Source organism: Pontibacter indicus (genome assembly GCF_900156345.1).
Lineage (GTDB): Bacteria > Bacteroidota > Bacteroidia > Cytophagales > Hymenobacteraceae > Pontibacter > Pontibacter indicus.
In genome coordinates, this window is record NZ_FTPP01000004.1 from 214292 (window position 1) to 231950 (window position 17659).

Annotated in this window: 12 protein-coding genes; 7 read left to right on the forward strand and 5 right to left on the reverse strand. The window is 53.2% G+C overall.

Features of this window, described 5'->3' with window-relative positions:
• Positions 1 to 17: 17 nt before the first annotated feature.
• The gene (locus B0B12_RS17840; RefSeq protein WP_083704291.1) at positions 18 to 1874 is read left to right on the forward strand and encodes a glycoside hydrolase family 9 protein; all 1857 of its coding nucleotides are present in this window, start codon (positions 18 to 20) and stop codon (positions 1872 to 1874) included.
• On the opposite strand, the gene B0B12_RS20625 is transcribed toward B0B12_RS17840, so the two are convergent.
• On the reverse strand, positions 1859 to 2086 hold the full coding sequence (locus tag B0B12_RS20625; protein ID WP_244554762.1) for a hypothetical protein: 228 nt from the start codon (positions 2084 to 2086) through the stop codon (positions 1859 to 1861). The two genes, B0B12_RS17840 and B0B12_RS20625, sit on opposite strands and share 16 nt — an antisense overlap.
• Between B0B12_RS20625 and B0B12_RS20630 the strand changes: the two genes are divergently transcribed.
• The 6 genes from B0B12_RS20630 to B0B12_RS17870 all read left to right on the forward strand — a co-directional run bounded on the left by B0B12_RS20630 (position 1985) and on the right by B0B12_RS17870 (position 11438).
• The gene (locus B0B12_RS20630; RefSeq protein WP_244554773.1) at positions 1985 to 2587 is read left to right on the forward strand and encodes a polysaccharide deacetylase family protein; all 603 of its coding nucleotides are present in this window, start codon (positions 1985 to 1987) and stop codon (positions 2585 to 2587) included. The two genes, B0B12_RS20625 and B0B12_RS20630, sit on opposite strands and share 102 nt — an antisense overlap.
• A gap of 44 nt (positions 2588 to 2631) precedes the next feature.
• On the forward strand, positions 2632 to 3249 hold the full coding sequence (locus B0B12_RS17850; protein WP_076671737.1) for a peptidoglycan recognition protein family protein: 618 nt from the start codon (positions 2632 to 2634) through the stop codon (positions 3247 to 3249).
• 298 nt (positions 3250 to 3547) lie between these two features.
• The gene (locus B0B12_RS17855) at positions 3548 to 5410 is read left to right on the forward strand and encodes an outer membrane protein assembly factor BamB family protein (protein ID WP_076671740.1); all 1863 of its coding nucleotides are present in this window, start codon (positions 3548 to 3550) and stop codon (positions 5408 to 5410) included.
• 54 nt (positions 5411 to 5464) lie between these two features.
• Positions 5465 to 6277 (forward strand): N-acetylmuramic acid 6-phosphate etherase, encoded by an 813-nt coding sequence (gene murQ / locus B0B12_RS17860; protein WP_076671743.1) that lies wholly within the window; start codon positions 5465 to 5467, stop codon positions 6275 to 6277.
• A gap of 795 nt (positions 6278 to 7072) precedes the next feature.
• Entirely contained in the window at positions 7073 to 8599 is a 1527-nt protein-coding gene (locus tag B0B12_RS17865) for a sodium:solute symporter (protein ID WP_076671746.1), read from the forward strand.
• A gap of 13 nt (positions 8600 to 8612) precedes the next feature.
• On the forward strand, positions 8613 to 11438 hold the full coding sequence (locus B0B12_RS17870) for an FAD-binding and (Fe-S)-binding domain-containing protein (RefSeq protein WP_076671749.1): 2826 nt from the start codon (positions 8613 to 8615) through the stop codon (positions 11436 to 11438).
• A gap of 96 nt (positions 11439 to 11534) precedes the next feature.
• Here the strand turns inward: B0B12_RS17870 and B0B12_RS17875 are convergent, their stop codons facing one another.
• The 4 genes from B0B12_RS17875 to B0B12_RS17890 form a co-directional block, all read right to left on the reverse strand.
• The gene (locus tag B0B12_RS17875; protein WP_076671752.1) at positions 11535 to 11945 is read right to left on the reverse strand and encodes a hypothetical protein; all 411 of its coding nucleotides are present in this window, start codon (positions 11943 to 11945) and stop codon (positions 11535 to 11537) included.
• 18 nt (positions 11946 to 11963) lie between these two features.
• The gene (locus B0B12_RS17880) at positions 11964 to 12707 is read right to left on the reverse strand and encodes a DeoR/GlpR family DNA-binding transcription regulator (protein WP_076671754.1); all 744 of its coding nucleotides are present in this window, start codon (positions 12705 to 12707) and stop codon (positions 11964 to 11966) included.
• Between the two features lie 349 nt (positions 12708 to 13056).
• Positions 13057 to 14229: an acyltransferase family protein gene (locus tag B0B12_RS17885; protein WP_076671757.1), complete on the reverse strand. Its 1173-nt coding sequence runs from the start codon at positions 14227 to 14229 to the stop codon at positions 13057 to 13059.
• Positions 14230 to 14318: 89 nt separating this feature from the next.
• Positions 14319 to 17369 carry a serine hydrolase domain-containing protein gene (locus B0B12_RS17890; RefSeq protein WP_076671759.1) on the reverse strand — a complete coding sequence of 1017 codons (3051 nt, stop codon included), beginning with the start codon at positions 17367 to 17369 and terminating at the stop codon, positions 14319 to 14321.
• Positions 17370 to 17659 lie beyond the last annotated feature (290 nt).

The window sequence follows — 17659 nt, forward strand, 5'->3', positions numbered from 1 at the left end:
CGGAAAAAACGTAAGACATGAACAAAAAAAAGACAGTAGTGGGGCTGGTGCTGGCGGCCCTCGTTTTGGCAGCCAATGCCATCGCTTTTTCCAACAAGGCCACCCCGGATTTTGAGGAGCAGGCAATCGCCGCAGCAGGGCCAGCCTGGATCCGCATCAACCAACTGGGCTATACTCCGGAAGGTATCAAGGTGGCCGTATGGGGAAGCAAGTCGAAAGGAAAGCTCAAGCGCTTCCAGCTCGTTGATGTCACTACCAATAAAGTGGTGTTCAAGGGCAAGGCGGGTGATGATTTTGGTACCTATGGTCCCTTTGAAGAGTCTTACCGTCTGAATTTTACGTCGTTCAACAAACCTGGTACTTACTACCTACAGGCCGGGGCTGCCAAGTCGCCGGAGTTTAGGATTGGTGCGGATGTGTACGAAGGCACGGCCGACTTCGCGCTCCGTTACATGCGCCAGCAACGCAGCGGTTTCAACCCTTACCTGAAAGACTCTTGCCATGTTCATGACGGCTATACCATGTATGGCCCGATGCCCGACAGCACGATCATCGACGTGTCGGGTGGCTGGCATGATGCTTCTGACTATTTGCAGTATGCTACTACCTCGGCCAATGCTACCTACCACCTGCTGGCCGCTTACCGCGATTTCCCGAGCGTGTTTACGGACAAGCACCAGGCCAACGGGCTGGAAGGCACCAACGGCGTAGCCGACGTACTCGACGAGGCAAAGTGGGGACTGGACTGGCTCCTGAAAATGCACCCGCGCGAAGATTGGCTGTTCAACCAATTGGCCGACGATAGAGATCACCAGGGCATGCGCCTGCCTACCAATGATCCGGTTGACTATGGCATGGGTGGTGGAGGTCCGCGTCCGGTATACTTTGCCTCCGGGGAACCGCAGGGCCTGGGCAAGTACAAGAACCGGGCAACAGGCGTAGCCTCGATTGCAGGCAAATTTACGAGTGCCTTTGGTCTGGCTGCGCAGATCTATAGCTCCAAAGACCAGAACTTGTCCACCCTGTTTACGCAGAAGGCACAATCGGCCTACAAACTCGGTCTTGCTAAGCCGGGTGTAGCCCAGACTGCTCCCAACAGGGCGCCTTATTTCTATGAAGAGGATAACTGGGTAGACGATATGCAACTGGGCGCAGCGGCGCTTTACCAGCTGACCGGCAAGCAGGAGTTTTTCAAGCAGGCCTATACCTACGGACTTCAGGAAAAGGTGACACCGTGGATGGGCGCGGACACGGCCCGCCATTACCAGTGGTATCCGTTCCACAACTTCGGGCACTTTGAGCTGGCCAAGAAGTCAGACGACAAGACAAAGGCAGAGCTGATCGGTTTCTACAAGGAAGGTATAGAGAAGGTATACGCCAAGGCCAAGAAGAACGCCTTTTACCGTGGGGTGCCCTTTATCTGGTGCTCTAATAACCTGACGACTTCTTTCGCCATCCAAAGCTTTTTGTATCGCCAGCTGTCAGGCGATCAGACTTACGCGGAGCTGGAGCAGGCAAACTTCGATTGGCTGTTCGGCGTGAACCCCTGGGGCACGAGCATGGTGTATGGCTTGCCCGCCCACGGCGACACGCCTATAGACCCACACTCGGCCTTCACCCGACTGAACAAGTACCCTATTGATGGTGGCTTAGTAGACGGACCGGTGTATGGCAGCATCTTTAACAACCTGCAGCACCTGAAGCTCTACAATGAGGACGCCTACGCCGAGTTCCAGTCTAAATTGGCCGTCTACCACGACGACTTCGGCGACTACAGCACCAACGAACCGACCATGGACGGGACTGCCTCGCTGATCTACCTGCTGGCCTCCAAAGAGTATAGCTCGCGGGAGGGGAGTCAGGCAAAAAAGTAATCATTGACCGCCACGGCGCCATCATCCGGGGCGACACGACGCTTCGGCAAATCGCGCTCATCTTTACGGGTGATGAATTTGCGGACGGAGGGGAGATAATCAGGCAAACGCTGAAGAAGCACCAGGCCAAAGCCTCCTTTTTCCTCACGGGCCGCTTTTACCGGAATCCTGCTTTCAAACTTCTGATCCGGGGGCTGAAAAAAGAGGGACATTACCTGGGGGCGCACTCCGATGAGCACCTGCTCTACTGCGGCTGGACCAAACGCGACAGTCTGCTGGTCACGAGGGAGCAGTTCAGCGAGGACCTGTGGATGAATTACAAGCGCATGGAAGCCTTTGGGGTGAAGGTGTCAGACGCGCCTTACTTTCTGCCGCCTTACGAATGGTATAATCGCAGCATCGCTAACTGGACCGAGGCGGAAGGCTTGCAGCTGGTGAATTTTTCTCCTGGCACCCGCTCGGCCGCAGACTATACCTACCCCGAAATGGGCAACCGGTATGTGGACTCCGAGACGGTGCTGCAGTCTATTCTGGCTTACGAGACGAAAGACCGGAACGGGTTGAATGGCTTCATGCTGCTTCTGCACATCGGCACTGACCCCAGGCGGGAGGACAAGTTCTATCATCGTCTCGATGAGATGATGACGCTACTGGAGCAGAAAGGCTATCAGTTTGTCAGGCTGGACGAGCTGCTGGAGCAAAAGAAGAAATAACAACTAGGGCGCTATACCTGTGCCTTGAAAAAGAAAAGAACCAAATGAAAAAGATACTGATACTGGTGTGTGCCCTGGCCGGGCTGATGGGTTGCCAAAAGCCGGTTGCCACCTCCAACACGCCGCTGATCCCGGAAGGCATCACGTTCCTGTCGCGGGAGGAGTGGGGAGCCAATGACCCGGTGCTGCCGATGCGGCCGCATAAGCTTACACGACTAACGATACACCATACCGGCGTGCCGCAGTTGTTCGACCGTAGCCTGGCTGAAAAACTGCGCAACCTGCAGAAATTCTCGCAGGGCGAGAATCCCTTGGCGGATGGCCGCATGAAACCGGCTTGGGCCGATGTGCCTTATCACCTCTATGTGGACGTGCACGGAGCTGTAGGGGAGGCGCGGGACCTGAACTATGCCGGCGACTCGAATACGAGTTACGACCCGGCGGGCCACCTGCTGGTGGTGGTAGAGGGCAACTTTGAGAAGGAGGCCATCACACCGGCTCAGCTAGAAACGCTCGAAAAACTGGTGCCGGCTTTGGCGAAGCGCTTTGCTATACCTGCCGACAGCTTGGGCGGGCATAAGGATTTTGCCCAGACGACTTGCCCGGGCAAAGGGCTGTATGAAGAACTGCCGCGTTACAGGCAGCTTATAAAAGCGAACTAGATGCAGGACTTCGTGGTTATGTTGCAGGTTTGTGCAGGTATAACAGCCAATAGGAAACACTAAAAAAGCATCGTTTTTGCATGTTCTTGCCGGTTTTAGAAAAAAACTTGCGAAAAAATTTGGACTAACAAATTATGCGTCTTATTTTTAACATAAATAAAGGGACAGTATTCGTTTTGCCCATGCGCTTTTGTGCGGTTTTCTGCGCTAGTTATCCAATCAAGAGCAGCATGGGCAGGATGGGTACATTTTTGGTTTGTATGGCTGGGTCCTTTTGTTTTACCAATACCTTGAATCAATGAAAATACAAAGGTATGTAGCGTTCATCGCTTTCCTTCTCGTTTCCAGTCTTTGCCAGGCACAGTCCTTTCAGTTCGCCTTCGTATCCGACACCCACATCGGCAACCCAACCGCGCAGGAAGACCTCGAGCGCACCATCTCCGACATCAACGCCAACCCCAATCTTGAGTTTGTGGTCATCACAGGCGATATCACCGAGTTTGGTTCTGACGAGGAACTGAAACTGGCCAAGCAAATTTTCGATACCATCAAAAAACCTTGGTACATTCTACCCGGCAACCACGACACCAATTGGTCGGAGAGTGGCAGCAACAGCTTCCGGGTGATTTTCGGGGCCGAGAAATTTGCCTTCACGCACAATGGCTACCTCTTTGTCGGCACCGGTTCCGGACCGAACCTGCGCATGGGGCCTGGCCAGATACCACGCGAGGATATTGTGTGGCTCGATTCGGTGCTCAACCGCCTGCCTGATCTTGAAACTCCGGTCATCTTCCTGAACCACTACCCGCAGGACTCTTCCCTCAACAACTGGTACGATGTAACCGACAAGCTGCGCGCCCGCAATACACAACTGATCCTGCATGGGCACGGGCACGGTAACCGCAAGTTTAGCTACGACGGCATACCTGCCGTGATGGGCCGCTCTAACCTGCGGGCCAAAGACCCGGTTGGCGGGTATAATATCGTGACTTTTGCCGACGGCAAAGCCAGTTTCGAGGTACGCAAGCCAGGTATAGAGACGCTACCGAAGTGGCTGGAAGTGCCGCTCGTGAAGCATGATTTCGCAAATGACCCAACCAGGCACCACCGGCCTTCTTTTGTTGTAAACACACTATTTCCGAACGTGAAGCTGGTCTGGGAGTACCATGACGATAGCGACGTGGGCGCAGGAACGGCTACGTACAAAAACCTGGTGATCGCCACCAACACCACCGGTCAGGTATATGCGCTGGATAGCAAAACCGGAAAGCGCAAATGGGCCTACCATACAAAGGGTAAAATCTACTCCACGCCAGCCGTGGCCAACGGCTTAGTGGTGGTGGGCTCTTCTGATGACAACATTTACTGCCTCTCGGCCGCCACGGGCAAACTGGTCTGGAAATTTGCTGCCAACAGACCCGTACTGGGCTCTCCGCTGATTGAAAAAGGCGTAGTCTATATCGGTGCTTCTGACGGGCATTTCCGTGCACTTGACTTGAAAACCGGTAAATTGCGCTGGGATTTCGACCAGGTGAATAACTTTGTGGTGACCAAGCCCCTTTTGTACCAGGGCAAGGTATACTTCGGCAGCTGGGGCAACGAGTTTTATGCCCTTGACGCCGAAACAGGTCAGCTGGCCTGGAAATGGAGCAACGGTTCCAGCAACCGCATGTTCTCACCGGCCGCCTGCTATCCGGTTGCCGCCAATGGTCGCATCTTCATCGTGGCTCCCGACCGTTTTATGACTGCTCTGGACGCCAGCACAGGCGAAGTGGTCTGGCGTGAGCAAATGAAGGAAGGCCGTGTGCGGGAGTCGATGGGCATCTCGGCCGACGGCAAGCTGGTCTACGTGAAGACCATGGATGGACAGGTATACGGCGTCTCCACTTCGGCCAACGCCCTGCAGGTAGACTGGAAATCGACGCTGCAGCTACCTTACGAGCTGGCTCCATCGGCAATCGTCGAGCATAATAAGGTCGTATTGGTACCTTCACACTCTGGTTTGGTGAGCGCGCTCGACCGCCAGAACGGGGAGGTGCTTTGGAGATACAAGAGTTCAAACAGTCTTATGAACCCGGTGATGCCGCTTGGCAAGAACCGTGTGATCGTGAGCACAATGGATGGGAAGATCGCCTGCCTGGAGTATGTGCCTGCCAAATAAGGTATAGCCCCACAGGTATAGCGGTCAATTTTGAAGGATTTATACTTACACATAATGGAAATTACAACCGAGAAAGACTCGAGGTATAACAACCTGGAAAAGATGTCAGTGAGAGAAGTGCTGGAGAACATCAACCGGGAAGACAAAACAGTACCCCTAGCCGTAGAAAAGGCCCTGCCACAGATCGAAAAGCTGGCCACAGTAGTAGCCGAGCGCATGAAAAAAGGCGGCCGACTGTTCTACATCGGTGCCGGTACCAGCGGCCGATTGGGCGTGGTGGACGCATCCGAATGCCCTCCAACCTTTGGCGTTCCCTTTGACATGGTAGTAGGCCTCATCGCCGGTGGCGACTCAGCCATTCGCAAAGCGGTGGAATTTGCTGAAGATGACTTTGACCAGGCTTGGGAAGACCTGAAAGAATACGGACTTGGCGAAAATGACGTGATCGTAGGTATAGCAGCTTCTGGCACAACACCTTACGTAATCGGTGGTTTGCGCACAGCCAACGAATATGGTCTGGCAACAGGCTGTATCGTGTGCAACTCCGGTAGCCCGGTAGCGGCAGAGGCGCAGTTCCCGGTAGAGGTAGTGGTGGGTCCTGAGTTCGTAACAGGCAGTACCCGCATGAAAGCCGGCACTGCCCAGAAGTTGGTGCTCAATATGCTCAGCACGGCAGTGATGATCCAACTTGGCCGCGTGCGTGGCAACAAGATGGTGGATATGCAGCTGACCAACCACAAGCTTTACAACCGCGGTGTGCGCATGGTGATGGCTGAGACCGGAACCGATGAGTCAACGGCTGCTGCTCTGCTCGAGAAGCACGGCAGTGTACGTAAGGCGGTCGCGAGTGTGGTTGTTTCGAAGTAAGGTAGGCTTGATGGCGCGCGCATCAACGCTCGGGTCTGCTATCGTGTAGCCTCTGGGTCAGTGTCAGATATGGGCTGGTAGTATGGCTATACCTATGCTTTTCTGCCTTGTAGCTTGCCCTGGCCGGGCGGGCTACTGTTTCGCTTGTGCGGCGGGGACCTACTTTTTGTCTTGACACAAAAATCGAGGGCCCCTACCCCCAGTAAGCAAAAAAGTCAAGACGATTTTGTATAGAGGGCCCCTGCCCCCACTCGCTGACCGCTCGAACAGTGGAGCGTCATTTGGTGCACCTGGCACCCCTCGTTGCTGCGTTGACTCCGTGCAAGTTAGTCTTGCTATACCTGCCAGTGGTCTGTGCTAAAGCGCCTATGCCTCTGAACTGGCAGCACCAAATTCCCCACTTTAGGCAAGGAGGGGTAAGGGGGGCGGTATTGCAGAACAGAAATTACAAGGCTTATACCTTCGGTATAGGAGCTACCCAAAAATCCCCCTTGGGGTAGGGACCCTCGATGAAGAGAAGGGCAGGGACGTGTCAATCTTGCACAGGTATACCGATGCTCCAGTGTCTATACCTGCTCAATGGTAACAGCAAGCTTCCGGCCTTTTTGGGAGAAGGAAACTAGGTATAGCATCAGACATCGCGTGGCTGAAAAGCCTGAAGGGCCGATTAGAGGTAAACGAACCAACAGTACCGCCAATTAGGCAAAACTTTATTAACTTACAATCCTATGCAGACGAGCAGGCATAAGTCTCACCGCTTTGTACGCTTTTCGCGAATGATTAAAAAATTATAATATGTCTCCAGCCATTCTATTATCGTTCCTGATCGGCTACTTCGCGGTACTGATAGGTATATCCTACTACACTTCGAGAGGGGCGTCAGACAACTCCAGCTTTTTTATCGCCAACCGCAACTCGAAGTGGTACTTCGTGGCCTTCGGTATGATCGGTACCGCACTTTCAGGTGTGACCTTCATATCGGTGCCGGGAGCGGTAGTCAACAGTAGTTTCGGCTATTTCCAGTTTGTGCTCGGCAACACGGTTGGCTTTATCCTGATCGCCTTCGTGCTCCTGCCGCTCTACTACCGCATGAACCTGATCTCGATCTATACCTACCTGGAGAAACGGTTTGGCTATTGGAGCTATAAAACCGGTGCGATGATCTTTTTGGTGTCGCGCACCATTGGCTCAGCTTTCCGCCTATACCTGGTGGCCATCGTGCTGCAGCGCTTTATTTTCGACGCCTGGAACGTGCCTTTTGTGGCCACGGTGGCGATCTGCCTTGTCCTGATCTGGCTCTATACTCACAAAGGCGGTCTGAAAACCATCGTGATCACCGACACGCTGCAGACTGTGTTCATCATCGGCTCTGTTATCTTTTCCATCATCTTCATCGCCAATAGCCTCGACCTAAACGTAGTGCAGACCTTTGAGGCGGTGAAAGACAGCTCTTACTCCAAAATGTTCTTCTGGGAAGATTTACTGGGTTCGAAAAGCCACTTCCTGAAGCACTTCATCGGCGGTATTTTCGTGACCATTGCCATGACGGGCCTCGACCAGGACCTGATGCAGAAAAACCTGAGCTGTAAGAACATCGGAGAGGCGCAGAAGAACATGCTCTCTTTTACGGCTGTTTTCGTGTCAATCAACATTTTCTTCCTGAGTGTGGGCGCCCTGCTCTACATGTATGCAGAGGCCAATGGCATCGACGTTACGGCGCTGGCAACACCTGACCACCTCTTCCCGGAAATCGCCCTGAACCACATGGCCATGATTCCGGCCATTATCTTCATGCTAGGCCTGACGGCGGCTACTTTCGCTACAACGGACTCGGCCCTTACGGCGCTTACAACCTCTTTCTGCGTAGACTTCCTGAACTTCACCAAAAAGGCTAATCACGACGATGTGAAGCTGGTACGTACCCGTCACCTGGTGCACATTGGTTTCTCGGTGGTAATGCTGCTGGTGATCCTTGTGTTCAAGATCATCAACGACGACTCGGTGGTAAACGCCATCTTCAAAGCGGCCGGCTATACCTATGGTCCGCTGCTGGGCTTGTTCGCCTTCGGTATGGCCAACAAACGTGCCGTGGCCGACAAGCTGGTGCCTTACATCTGCATTATCTCCCCAATCCTGACGTATGTACTGGATACAAATTCGCTTAGCTGGACCGGTTACGCCATGGGCTTTGAGCTGATCGTGATCAACGCGGCCCTTACCTTCATCATGCTGCTGGCAACAAGTAAGCCAGGCGGCGGTTTGATGATGGACGCCCTGGAAGAGGCCGAGCGTGGCACCAAAGTAAAACAGACTACTTATTAAGATTCTATCTTCTATGGATATAGCATTGCTTTTGGAGAGCATTTTGCCAAAAGCGCGCATACGGGCACGCCAGATCGATGTCGTGTCCTACGCTTCTGACGCGGGCTTTTATTACCTGAGGCCTAAGGCCGTGGTGCAGCCGGTGTCGGTAGAGGAGATCAAACAGTTATTTGCCTTTTCGCACCAACATAAGGTGCCGCTTACTTTCCGCACGGCCGGCACCAGCCTTTCGGGGCAGTCTATCACAGACGGTATACTGGTAGACCTAAGCCAATACTGGAACAAGGTGCAGGTAGAGCAGGAGGGAGCTCAGGTAAGGGTCCAGCCCGGCGTGATTGGTGCGATTGTGAATGCGCACCTGCGACCGTACAAGCGCAAGATCGGGCCCGACCCGGCCAGCATCAACTCGGCCATGATGGGCGGTATCCTCTCCAACAACGCCAGTGGCATGTGCTGCGGCGTGAGCAAGAACTCTTACCACACGACCCGGTATATCAGCTTTGTCCTGCCAAACGGCCAGTGCTATACTACCGAAAAGCAGATCGATTACCTGCGCTTCAGTGAGGAATGCCCGGAGCTATACCTGACACTGCAGCGACTGAAGCAGCAGATTCGCAACAACCCGGAGCTGCACTACCTGATCCGGCACAAGTATAAGACCAAGAACACGGTTGGCTATTCGGTCAACGCCTTCATCGATTACGAGCACCCGCTCGACATCATGGCGCATCTGCTGATCGGGGCGGAAGGCACGCTGGGCTTCATTGCCGAAGCCGTGCTGCAAACCGTGCCCGATTATCCAGCCAAATCAACAGCCCTGCTTTACTTCCCCGACATCTACGCCGCCTGCCAGGCCATCGTGCCGCTCACGGAGTCTGGCGCCGAAGCGGTGGAACTGATGGACCGGGCCTCACTGCGCTCTATCGAGCACATGGAGGGGGTGCCGGCTGTGATCAAAACCTTGCCCGAAACAGCCGCTGCCTTACTGGTAGAGTTTCAGGCGAATACGCCGGAAGAGGTTCAGGAGAAGATTCTGAACTTCATGGCGCTGGCACCGGAGCTGGCTTTGCTGGAGCAACCCGTCTTCACCACCGATCCGATCGAGCAGGCCTTGCTGTGGAAAGTTCGCAAAGGCATGTTCCCGGCCGTGGGTGCGGTGCGCGCCAGCGGCAGCACCGTATTGCTCGAAGACATTGCCGTGCCGGTTGCCCAGCTTGGCGACGCTATCCTGGATCTGCAGGAGCTTTTCCGCAAGCACGAATACCACAACGCGATCATTTTCGGTCACGCCAAAGACGGCAACATCCACTTTGTGGTGACCCAGGCCTTTGATACGCCGGCCGAAGTCACCCGCTACGACCGCTTTCTGAAAGAGGTAGTGAAGCTGGTGGTGAAGAAATACCAGGGCGCCCTGAAAGCCGAGCACGGCACGGGTCGTAACATGGCGCCTTTTGTGGAGACGGAATGGGGACCGGAGGTATACCGCATCATGAAGACGCTCAAGCAGGTCGTTGATCCTGAGAACCTGCTTAATCCGGGTGTCATCATTAACCACGACCAAAACGCGCACATCCGGAACCTGAAAGACCTGCCAAAGGTGGAGGAGGAAGTGGATCGCTGCATGGAATGTGGTTTCTGTGAGCACAAATGCCCAAGCCGCAACCTCACGCTTACGCCACGTCAGCGCATTGTGGTGCGTCGCGAGCTGCTCAACCTACAACGCAAAGGAAAACGAAAAGAGCATAAGGAACTGCTCAAGCAATACCAGTACGATGGCCTGGACACCTGCGCCGTAGACGGCCTTTGCGCCACGGCCTGCCCGGTCGATATCAACACTGGTGATCTAATTAAGCGCCTGCGCCGCGAGAACCACAGCGAAATGGCCAACCAGGTGGCGCTGATGGTAGCCAAGAACTTTAAACCTGTTGCCGCGAGCGTGAAGTTTGGTTTGCAGGCAGGGGCGGGTGTTAACAAACTGTTGGGCGCTAATACACTCTCCAGACTGACAGAAGAAGTGAAGGACATGATTCCGTCTTTCCCGCTCTGGACCAAGCAATTGGCCCCTGCGCCAGGTATAGCCAAATCGATGGCCAACGCCACAACGCCTGTAGCAGAGGCTGCCGTCGTCTACTTTCCGACCTGCATTTCGCGCACCATGGGTGCTGCCGAGCCAGGCAAGAAAAACATCATCGACACGTTCAAGAGCGTTTCGGATAAGGTAGGGCTCAAGTTTACGATTCCGGAGAATGTGCAAGGCGCCTGCTGCGGACAGATCTTCTCTTCGAAAGGGTATAGCCAGGCCTACGCTTACACCGCTAACGAAACGATAGAGAAGGTATGGCAGTGGACCGATAAAGGCCGTCTGCCGCTCGTGCTGGATATCACATCCTGTACACAGACGCTACAGAACTGCCGCCCGGTACTCACCGCTGAGAACAAGGCCAAGTTTGATGCGATCAGGATCATCGACAGCATCGACTACATCGCCGACTTCATCTTACCGCAGGCCACTGTGCAGCGCAAGAAAGCCAATGTGGTGCTGCACCCGGTTTGCTCGCTTCAAAAGATGGGGCTCGAAGCCCGCTTTGTAGGTATAGCCAGGCAACTGGCCGAAGAGGTGACTGTGCCGATGCATGCGGGTTGCTGCGGTATGGCTGGCGACCGGGGCTTCCTGGTACCGGAGCTCACGGCTTCTGCCACTGCACCCGAAGCTGCCGAAGTAAAACAGCGCGAGTACGACGGCTATTACTCTTCAGGAAAGACCTGCGAAATGGCCATGACGGAGGCTGTCGGCCGTAATTATGAGTCGATCGTGTACCTGCTGGATGAGTGTTTGTAGGTATAACCTAGCCATAAAAATAGAGGGGCCCGTTCTCGCAAGAACGGGCCCCTCTATTTTCTATACCTTCTTCAGGCTTTATTTTGCCAACAGATACTACCTCCTGCTATATACTTCGGTGACAGTAATCAATTCATTGGGCTCAACGTCTTCAAAGTCCCAGCCATACGCTTGCTCGGTCAAGGTGATCTCCAAAGTCATGGATGCGCCTGAAAAGTTTACAACCTTGTAGTACATTGGCTGAATTGATAAATCTGCATTGGGAGAAAGCGCGAGGTTTTTCTCGTTTAAAGACCATCTGCCTACGACATAGTTCCTCTGAAATAGGTTATCTTTTTTCAAAAGCAACCAAGTCGAGTTACTGATGTCCTCCTGTAATTTCCCTTTTACATGAATACTCGTCGATTGCCAGTCACCGGTTAAATCAATAGGTTCGGCAGCGTCGTCCTTACAAGAGGCGAAGAACAGAACACCAGACAGTAGGATGGTCAATTGGATCAGTTTCATATGAAATGACTATTATTTTTAAATTGCCTCAACTACCGCAGCATACTCTCTCAGACTCGCATCTTCCGGTCTCAAATCCGTCACTAGATAATGAATGGAGTTGAGGTCGCAGATTTTCATGTTCTGGTCGGATCCAAGCTTTTCAGCGATGCTCATGATGACCGTTTTCTTGGCCGAGCGAATCATGGCTTTCTTCACCTGCACTACCTCCCAGTCGGAATCGGTGAGGCCGTCTTCTATGGAAAGGGAGTTCGTGCCGAGGATGCAAAGATCTACCTTGATCTCGGAAAGCTGGTTCACCACCTGCGCGCCGATCATGATATGAGAGTTCTTGGAGAGCTGTCCGCCCAGCAGAATCACGTTGATGTTCGGACGTTCGGCTAGCTCCAGCGCCACCAGCGGACTTACGGTAAAGAAGGTGCAGCGCAGGGTATCGGGAATCATGCGGGCCACTTCGATCATGGTCGTGCCACCGCCGACCAATACGCTCATGCCGTCTTTCAGCAGGTTAATAACCTTGCGGGCCACTTCTTTCTTCGATTCCTTGGCGTATACCTCTGACTGCCCGAATGGGTAATGGAAGGACTTGGACAGAGCGCCACCGTGTACTTTCAAAATCTGGCCACTTTCTGCCAGCTCGTTTAAATCCCTTCTAACCGTATCCTCTGATACATTGAGTTTTAAACTCAAATCTGATGAAAGCACTTTGTTGTGCAAGTTAATCTGCTTGATGATAAAAGCCTGCCGTTCCTCCTTAAGCATTTCGTTTGTTTTTGATAGCTAAAAGCCAAATATATATTATTTTTTGAAATATTGAGAACTGTCAGAACCGGGATTTTCAGGATCAAAAAGGGAGCACTCACTGCTAAGGTTGATGAGATTTCTGGAATAATGCTTGACCCGTGCAGTCAAATTAAGAAATAATCTGTCTCAATTGTCATCTCGACAGAATGGAGAAATCTGGATCAATTTAAAGTAGTGGCAATATTTCAGATTTCTCACTTTGTTCGAAATGACAGATAAGTACCTAAGTCGACGACATTGGGGCTGGGTACAAAAAAAGCCTGTCCCAACGAAGGAACAGGCTTTTGAACACAGGTATAAGGTATACTTATACCTTCACATAAATCTTCTTCTTATCCATCCAGAAGCCGATCACCCACATGGTAAGCATATAGGCGAGGGCGAACATTAGGGAAGCGGCTTCTCCTTCGGACCAGCTCAGGAAGAGTTTTGTATAAAGCCACTTCTGCAAGCTCATGTCGCCTATGCGAATGAAGTTGAGGAGCTTGATCACCAGCGTGGCGAAGGCGAAGATGAAGAGCGGGTTCTTGCCGAAGGCCTCAAAAAAGTAAGACCACTTCACAAAGCCCAGCACCTCTATCACCAGCATCAGCCCAGCGATCAGCATTACGCTCAGACCTACCGAGTGCAGCACGTAAGAGCTCGTCCAGATTGGCTTATTGATCGGGAAGTAGATGTCCCACACCAAGGCCATGGCCACCAGTGCGGCACCGGCTACCATCAGCTTAAATACAGTTGACAGATTGTTGCCGCTCTTCTGGATGAACAGACCGGCAAAGTAACCGGCAATTACGTTCACCGTGGCAGGCAGCGTGCTCAGCAATCCTTCCGGATCGAACGGTATGCCGAAGCCTTTGTAGAGGTTGGTTTCAGGTATAATCAGGTCATCAAATTTGCGGGCGGCATTGCCGGCGAGGCTATACGGGTCGGCAGCGTCGCCGAAGAAGTACATCACCGCCCAATAGCCAAACAGTACCACCACACTGAAAATAGCGGCTCCTTTGAACTTGAGGTAATGCACGGCCAGCGAGGCGATGAAGTAGCACAGTGCAATGCGCTGCAGCACGCCCATAATACGCACCGCGGTGAAGTCTTTCATCACTATAACCCCTTCTGTGCGGGTAACAAATGGGAAGAGGTTAAGAAACAGGCCGATCAGGAAAATAAGGGCCGTACGCTTCAGGACCTTGCGCAGGAATACGCTGTCGGGTTGCCTTTCGAACTTGCGCATGCTGAAGCTCATGGCATTGCCCACCACAAAGAGGAAGGAAGGGAACACCAGGTCGGTGACCGTGAAGCCGTGCCAGGCCGCGTGCTTGAAAGGCGCGTAAATGCTGCCCCAACTGCCGGGGTTGTTCACCACCACCATCAGCGCAATAGTGAGGCCACGGAGCACGTCAAGGGAAAGGTAACGCTCATACGTTTGCGGTCTGAGTAAACCAGAGCCAGTTAAGGGAGGGGCTGTAGAAAGTTTAGTCATGGTATAAGGCGGTTAAGGTCTAGAAAGTGTGGGAGGTATAAAAAGATAGCCGCCCCGCAGTTTAGGCGGGACGGCTATACCTTTATGAGTTACTGTGCCGAAGCTTCTGCAGGCTGTTTTTCTTTGCTTTTGCCCATGGCGTCGTACACCACTTGCAGCACATTGGTGCGGGTGTTGAGCTTGCCCAACTTACTGTTCTCGCGGGTTGGGTTCACACGGTTGCTCAGGAACACATACACAAGGTTGTTCACCGGATCCACCCAGGCGTAAGTGCCTGTGAAGCCAGAATGACCGAAGCTTTCTGCCGGCGCGCCAGGAGCGGCGTTGCTGTTCTGTGCGCCCGGCTTGGCCGGACGGTCGAAGCCGAGGGCGCGGTAGTTGCCCTGCTCGCAGAACTGGCACTTGCTGTATTCCTTCACCACGTTCTCGGCAATGTAGCGCTTGTTGGCATACTCCCCGTCGTTCAGGTATAGCTGCATCAGTTTGGCTACGTCGTTGGAGTTGCCGAACAGACCAGCGTGGCCGCTCACACCACCCAGCATGGCAGCGCCTTCGTCGTGCACCGTGGTGTGCAGCAGCTGCTTGCGGAAGTGCGGCTCAAACTCAGTTGGCACAACGCGTGTGGCTGAGAAATGCTTGTATGGGTTGAACGTCAAAGTAGTCGCGCCCAGTGGCTTGTAAATAGAGTTCTGCAGGTATGTCTCGAAACCAACGCCGGTGATGTTCTCCACCACTTTCGGCGCCAGGATGAAGGACAGGTCGCTGTACACATAACCCGGTTTCTCGTTCAGTGGCGACTCCATGATCTCCTTGTAAATCTTGTCGGAGTATTTGCGGTGGATGTACAGGTTGTCTGCTACTCTGATTGGGAAACGGGCCGAAGAATCTGCTTTGAACGTGCGCCACTTGAAGTTGCCGTTTTTCTTCACAGTCTCTTTCCAGAACGGAATCCAGGACTTGAGACGGGCCTGGTGCGTGAGGATGTCGCGGTAGTTGAGGTCGGCTTTGTTGGTGCCGGCAGCCATTGGCAGGTAATGGCCCAGTGTCTGGTTCTCGTCAAAACGGCCTTCTCCTTTTAGGCGCATCAGCGCAGCCATCGAAGTACTGATTTTAGTCACAGAAGCCAGGTCGTACAGGTCATCAACCTTTACTGCTTGTTCTTTCTCGTAGGTATGGTAGCCGAAGGCTTTGTGGTAGATCACCTTGCCGTCTTTGGCTACGAGTACTTGTGCACCCGGAGCCGCTTCCTCACGAATGGCCTGGTACACGAGCGAGTCTATACCTGCCAGATCTTTTGATTTGATGCCTACCGCCTCCGGCATGGAGTAAGCCAGACGAACGCCGCCGTGCGTCAACAGGCCATCGCCAATCTTAAAGGCATTGCTCACCGTTACCGGCAGTTTGCCCTGCGCACCTATACCTCCGAAGATCAACTGCGAAGTCAGGTCCTGCGTCACATCGTTCTCCTGGTAAGCGGCAATCACGGCGTCAGCTTTGGCAAGGCTCTCCATTTCGGCGAGGCTGTACACGTTGCCGAACACGCTCACGATGGTTTTCTTATTGCGGATCAGCTCTTTGAGGAACAGGTTCATCTCAGCGGTGATGCCAAAATTGCTGCTGCCTGCCTTCAGTTGCAGCGCATGCACACCGGCAATGATCAGGTTGTAATCTTTCAGTTTCTCCTTCATAGCCTGCAGCTCTTCGATAGAGTTGGTCGGCTTCAGGAAGAAGGTGTCGACCTGGGTATATCGGGCCAGGTCGCGCTGGAAAGCAGTTTCCTTTGTAGTGCCAATCGCAAGGGCAGCTACTTTGAGCGTGTCGAGGGTCTGGATTGGCAGGATGTTGTTTTTGTTGCGCAGCAGGGTGAGCGAAGCCTCCGTCAGCTGACGGTTCAGGTACTGGGCGTGTGGGTTGTTGAGGTCGGCGACCAGGTTTTTCGTCTCAATCGGCTCCCACTTGTCTAAGCCTACCCATTGCTTGGCGGCCAGCACCTTGCGAACGCGGGCGTCAATCTCTTCCTGTGTGATCTCTTTGTTGGCGATGGCTTTCTTCACTTCCTGAATGGTGGTTTTTACATCCATTGTGTTCAGCATCACGTCGTTACCTGCCAACAGGGCTTTCACGTCCACCACCCCCGGAGGGAAGAATTTGGCTACCCCTTCCATGTTGAGGGCGTCGGTAAACACAAGTCCTTTATACTTTAGCTCGTCTTTAAGCAAGCCGGTTACAATCGGTTTTGAAAGGGTAGAAGCCAGGTTTGGTGTGTTGTCGAGCACCGGGATGTTCATGTGTGCCACCATCACGCTGCCCAGGCCTTTTTCCATCAGAGCGCGGAAAGGGTGCAGTTCCACCGAGTCGAGGCGGATGCGGGAGAAGTTGATCAGCGGCAGGCCGTAGTGCGAGTCCACGTTGGTATCGCCGTGGCCAGGGAAGTGCTTGGCGCTGGCCAGTACGTGGTTGTCCTGCATGCCCTTCATGTAGGCGATAGACTTGCTGGCCACGTTGTATTTGTCCTCACCGAAAGAGCGGAAGCCGATCACCGGGTTGTTGGCGTTGTTGTTGATGTCGATGGTCGGGGCGAAATTTACATGCACGCCCAAACGCTGGCACTGACGGGCGATTTCGGCACCCATCTCATAGATGAGTCTCTCGTTTTCGATGCCGCCGATGGCCATTTGGTAAGGAAAGCGGATGGTGCTGTCGAGGCGCATGGCCAGACCCCATTCACCGTCGATGGATACCATCAGCGGCACTTTGCTCTCCTGCTGGTAGCGGTTGGTCATCTTGGCTTGGCGCACCGGGCCGCCCTGGAAGAAAATAAGGCCACCTACTTTGTAAGTAGTGATCAGCTTGCTGATTTCGTCAATGTGTGCCTGGTCTCTGTTAGAGTACACCGGGATCATGATTAGCTGCGCGATGCGTTCTTCCGGTGTGAGGGTCTTCATCACCGAGTCGACCCAACGGCTGTTGGTGTACTGCAGGAAATCGGCGTCGCGGCCCGGCGTGAAGGTGGCAGCCGGAGCTTTCTTAGCGGCGGCTGCCTTGCTTTTTTTTGCTTTGTTTGACTGGCCTTGCAGGTTGTTTGTGCCCAAAAAGAGCAACAAAGCAAGGGCCATCGAGAAGTAATAGGATGGTTTCAAGATGATATAGGTTTTGGTAATATCAGATACACTGCAATTTAATAGTTTTCAGGTATAAGTATTTTTATTTGCGGTAATTTTTTAAATTCCTGCAAATAAAAGCAATATTAGGGGCGTGGAGTGAGTAAGTAATCAGTACCCAAATATACGATGTTGCGGCGGGTATACCTAGTGGTGCGGGAGGGGTGATGCAGTTCATGTGTCTGAATCTTTATATAAGGCCCCTACCCCACGGATTTACAGGATGTTGGCGGATGCCGTGTGACCCCATCCCAACCTTCCCCTAAAAA

Coding starts and splice junctions, on each gene's coding strand:
- B0B12_RS17840 (WP_083704291.1), top strand. CDS start 18: ATGAACAAAAAAAAGACAGTAGTGGGGCTGGTGCTGGCGGCCCTCGTT.
- B0B12_RS20625 (WP_244554762.1), bottom strand. CDS start 2,086: ATGTCCCTCTTTTTTCAGCCCCCGGATCAGAAGTTTGAAAGCAGGATT.
- B0B12_RS17850 (WP_076671737.1), top strand. CDS start 2,632: ATGAAAAAGATACTGATACTGGTGTGTGCCCTGGCCGGGCTGATGGGT.
- B0B12_RS17855 (WP_076671740.1), top strand. CDS start 3,548: ATGAAAATACAAAGGTATGTAGCGTTCATCGCTTTCCTTCTCGTTTCC.
- murQ (WP_076671743.1), top strand. CDS start 5,465: ATGGAAATTACAACCGAGAAAGACTCGAGGTATAACAACCTGGAAAAG.
- B0B12_RS17865 (WP_076671746.1), top strand. CDS start 7,073: ATGTCTCCAGCCATTCTATTATCGTTCCTGATCGGCTACTTCGCGGTA.
- B0B12_RS17870 (WP_076671749.1), top strand. CDS start 8,613: ATGGATATAGCATTGCTTTTGGAGAGCATTTTGCCAAAAGCGCGCATA.
- B0B12_RS17875 (WP_076671752.1), bottom strand. CDS start 11,945: ATGAAACTGATCCAATTGACCATCCTACTGTCTGGTGTTCTGTTCTTC.
- B0B12_RS17880 (WP_076671754.1), bottom strand. CDS start 12,707: ATGCTTAAGGAGGAACGGCAGGCTTTTATCATCAAGCAGATTAACTTG.
- B0B12_RS17885 (WP_076671757.1), bottom strand. CDS start 14,229: ATGACTAAACTTTCTACAGCCCCTCCCTTAACTGGCTCTGGTTTACTC.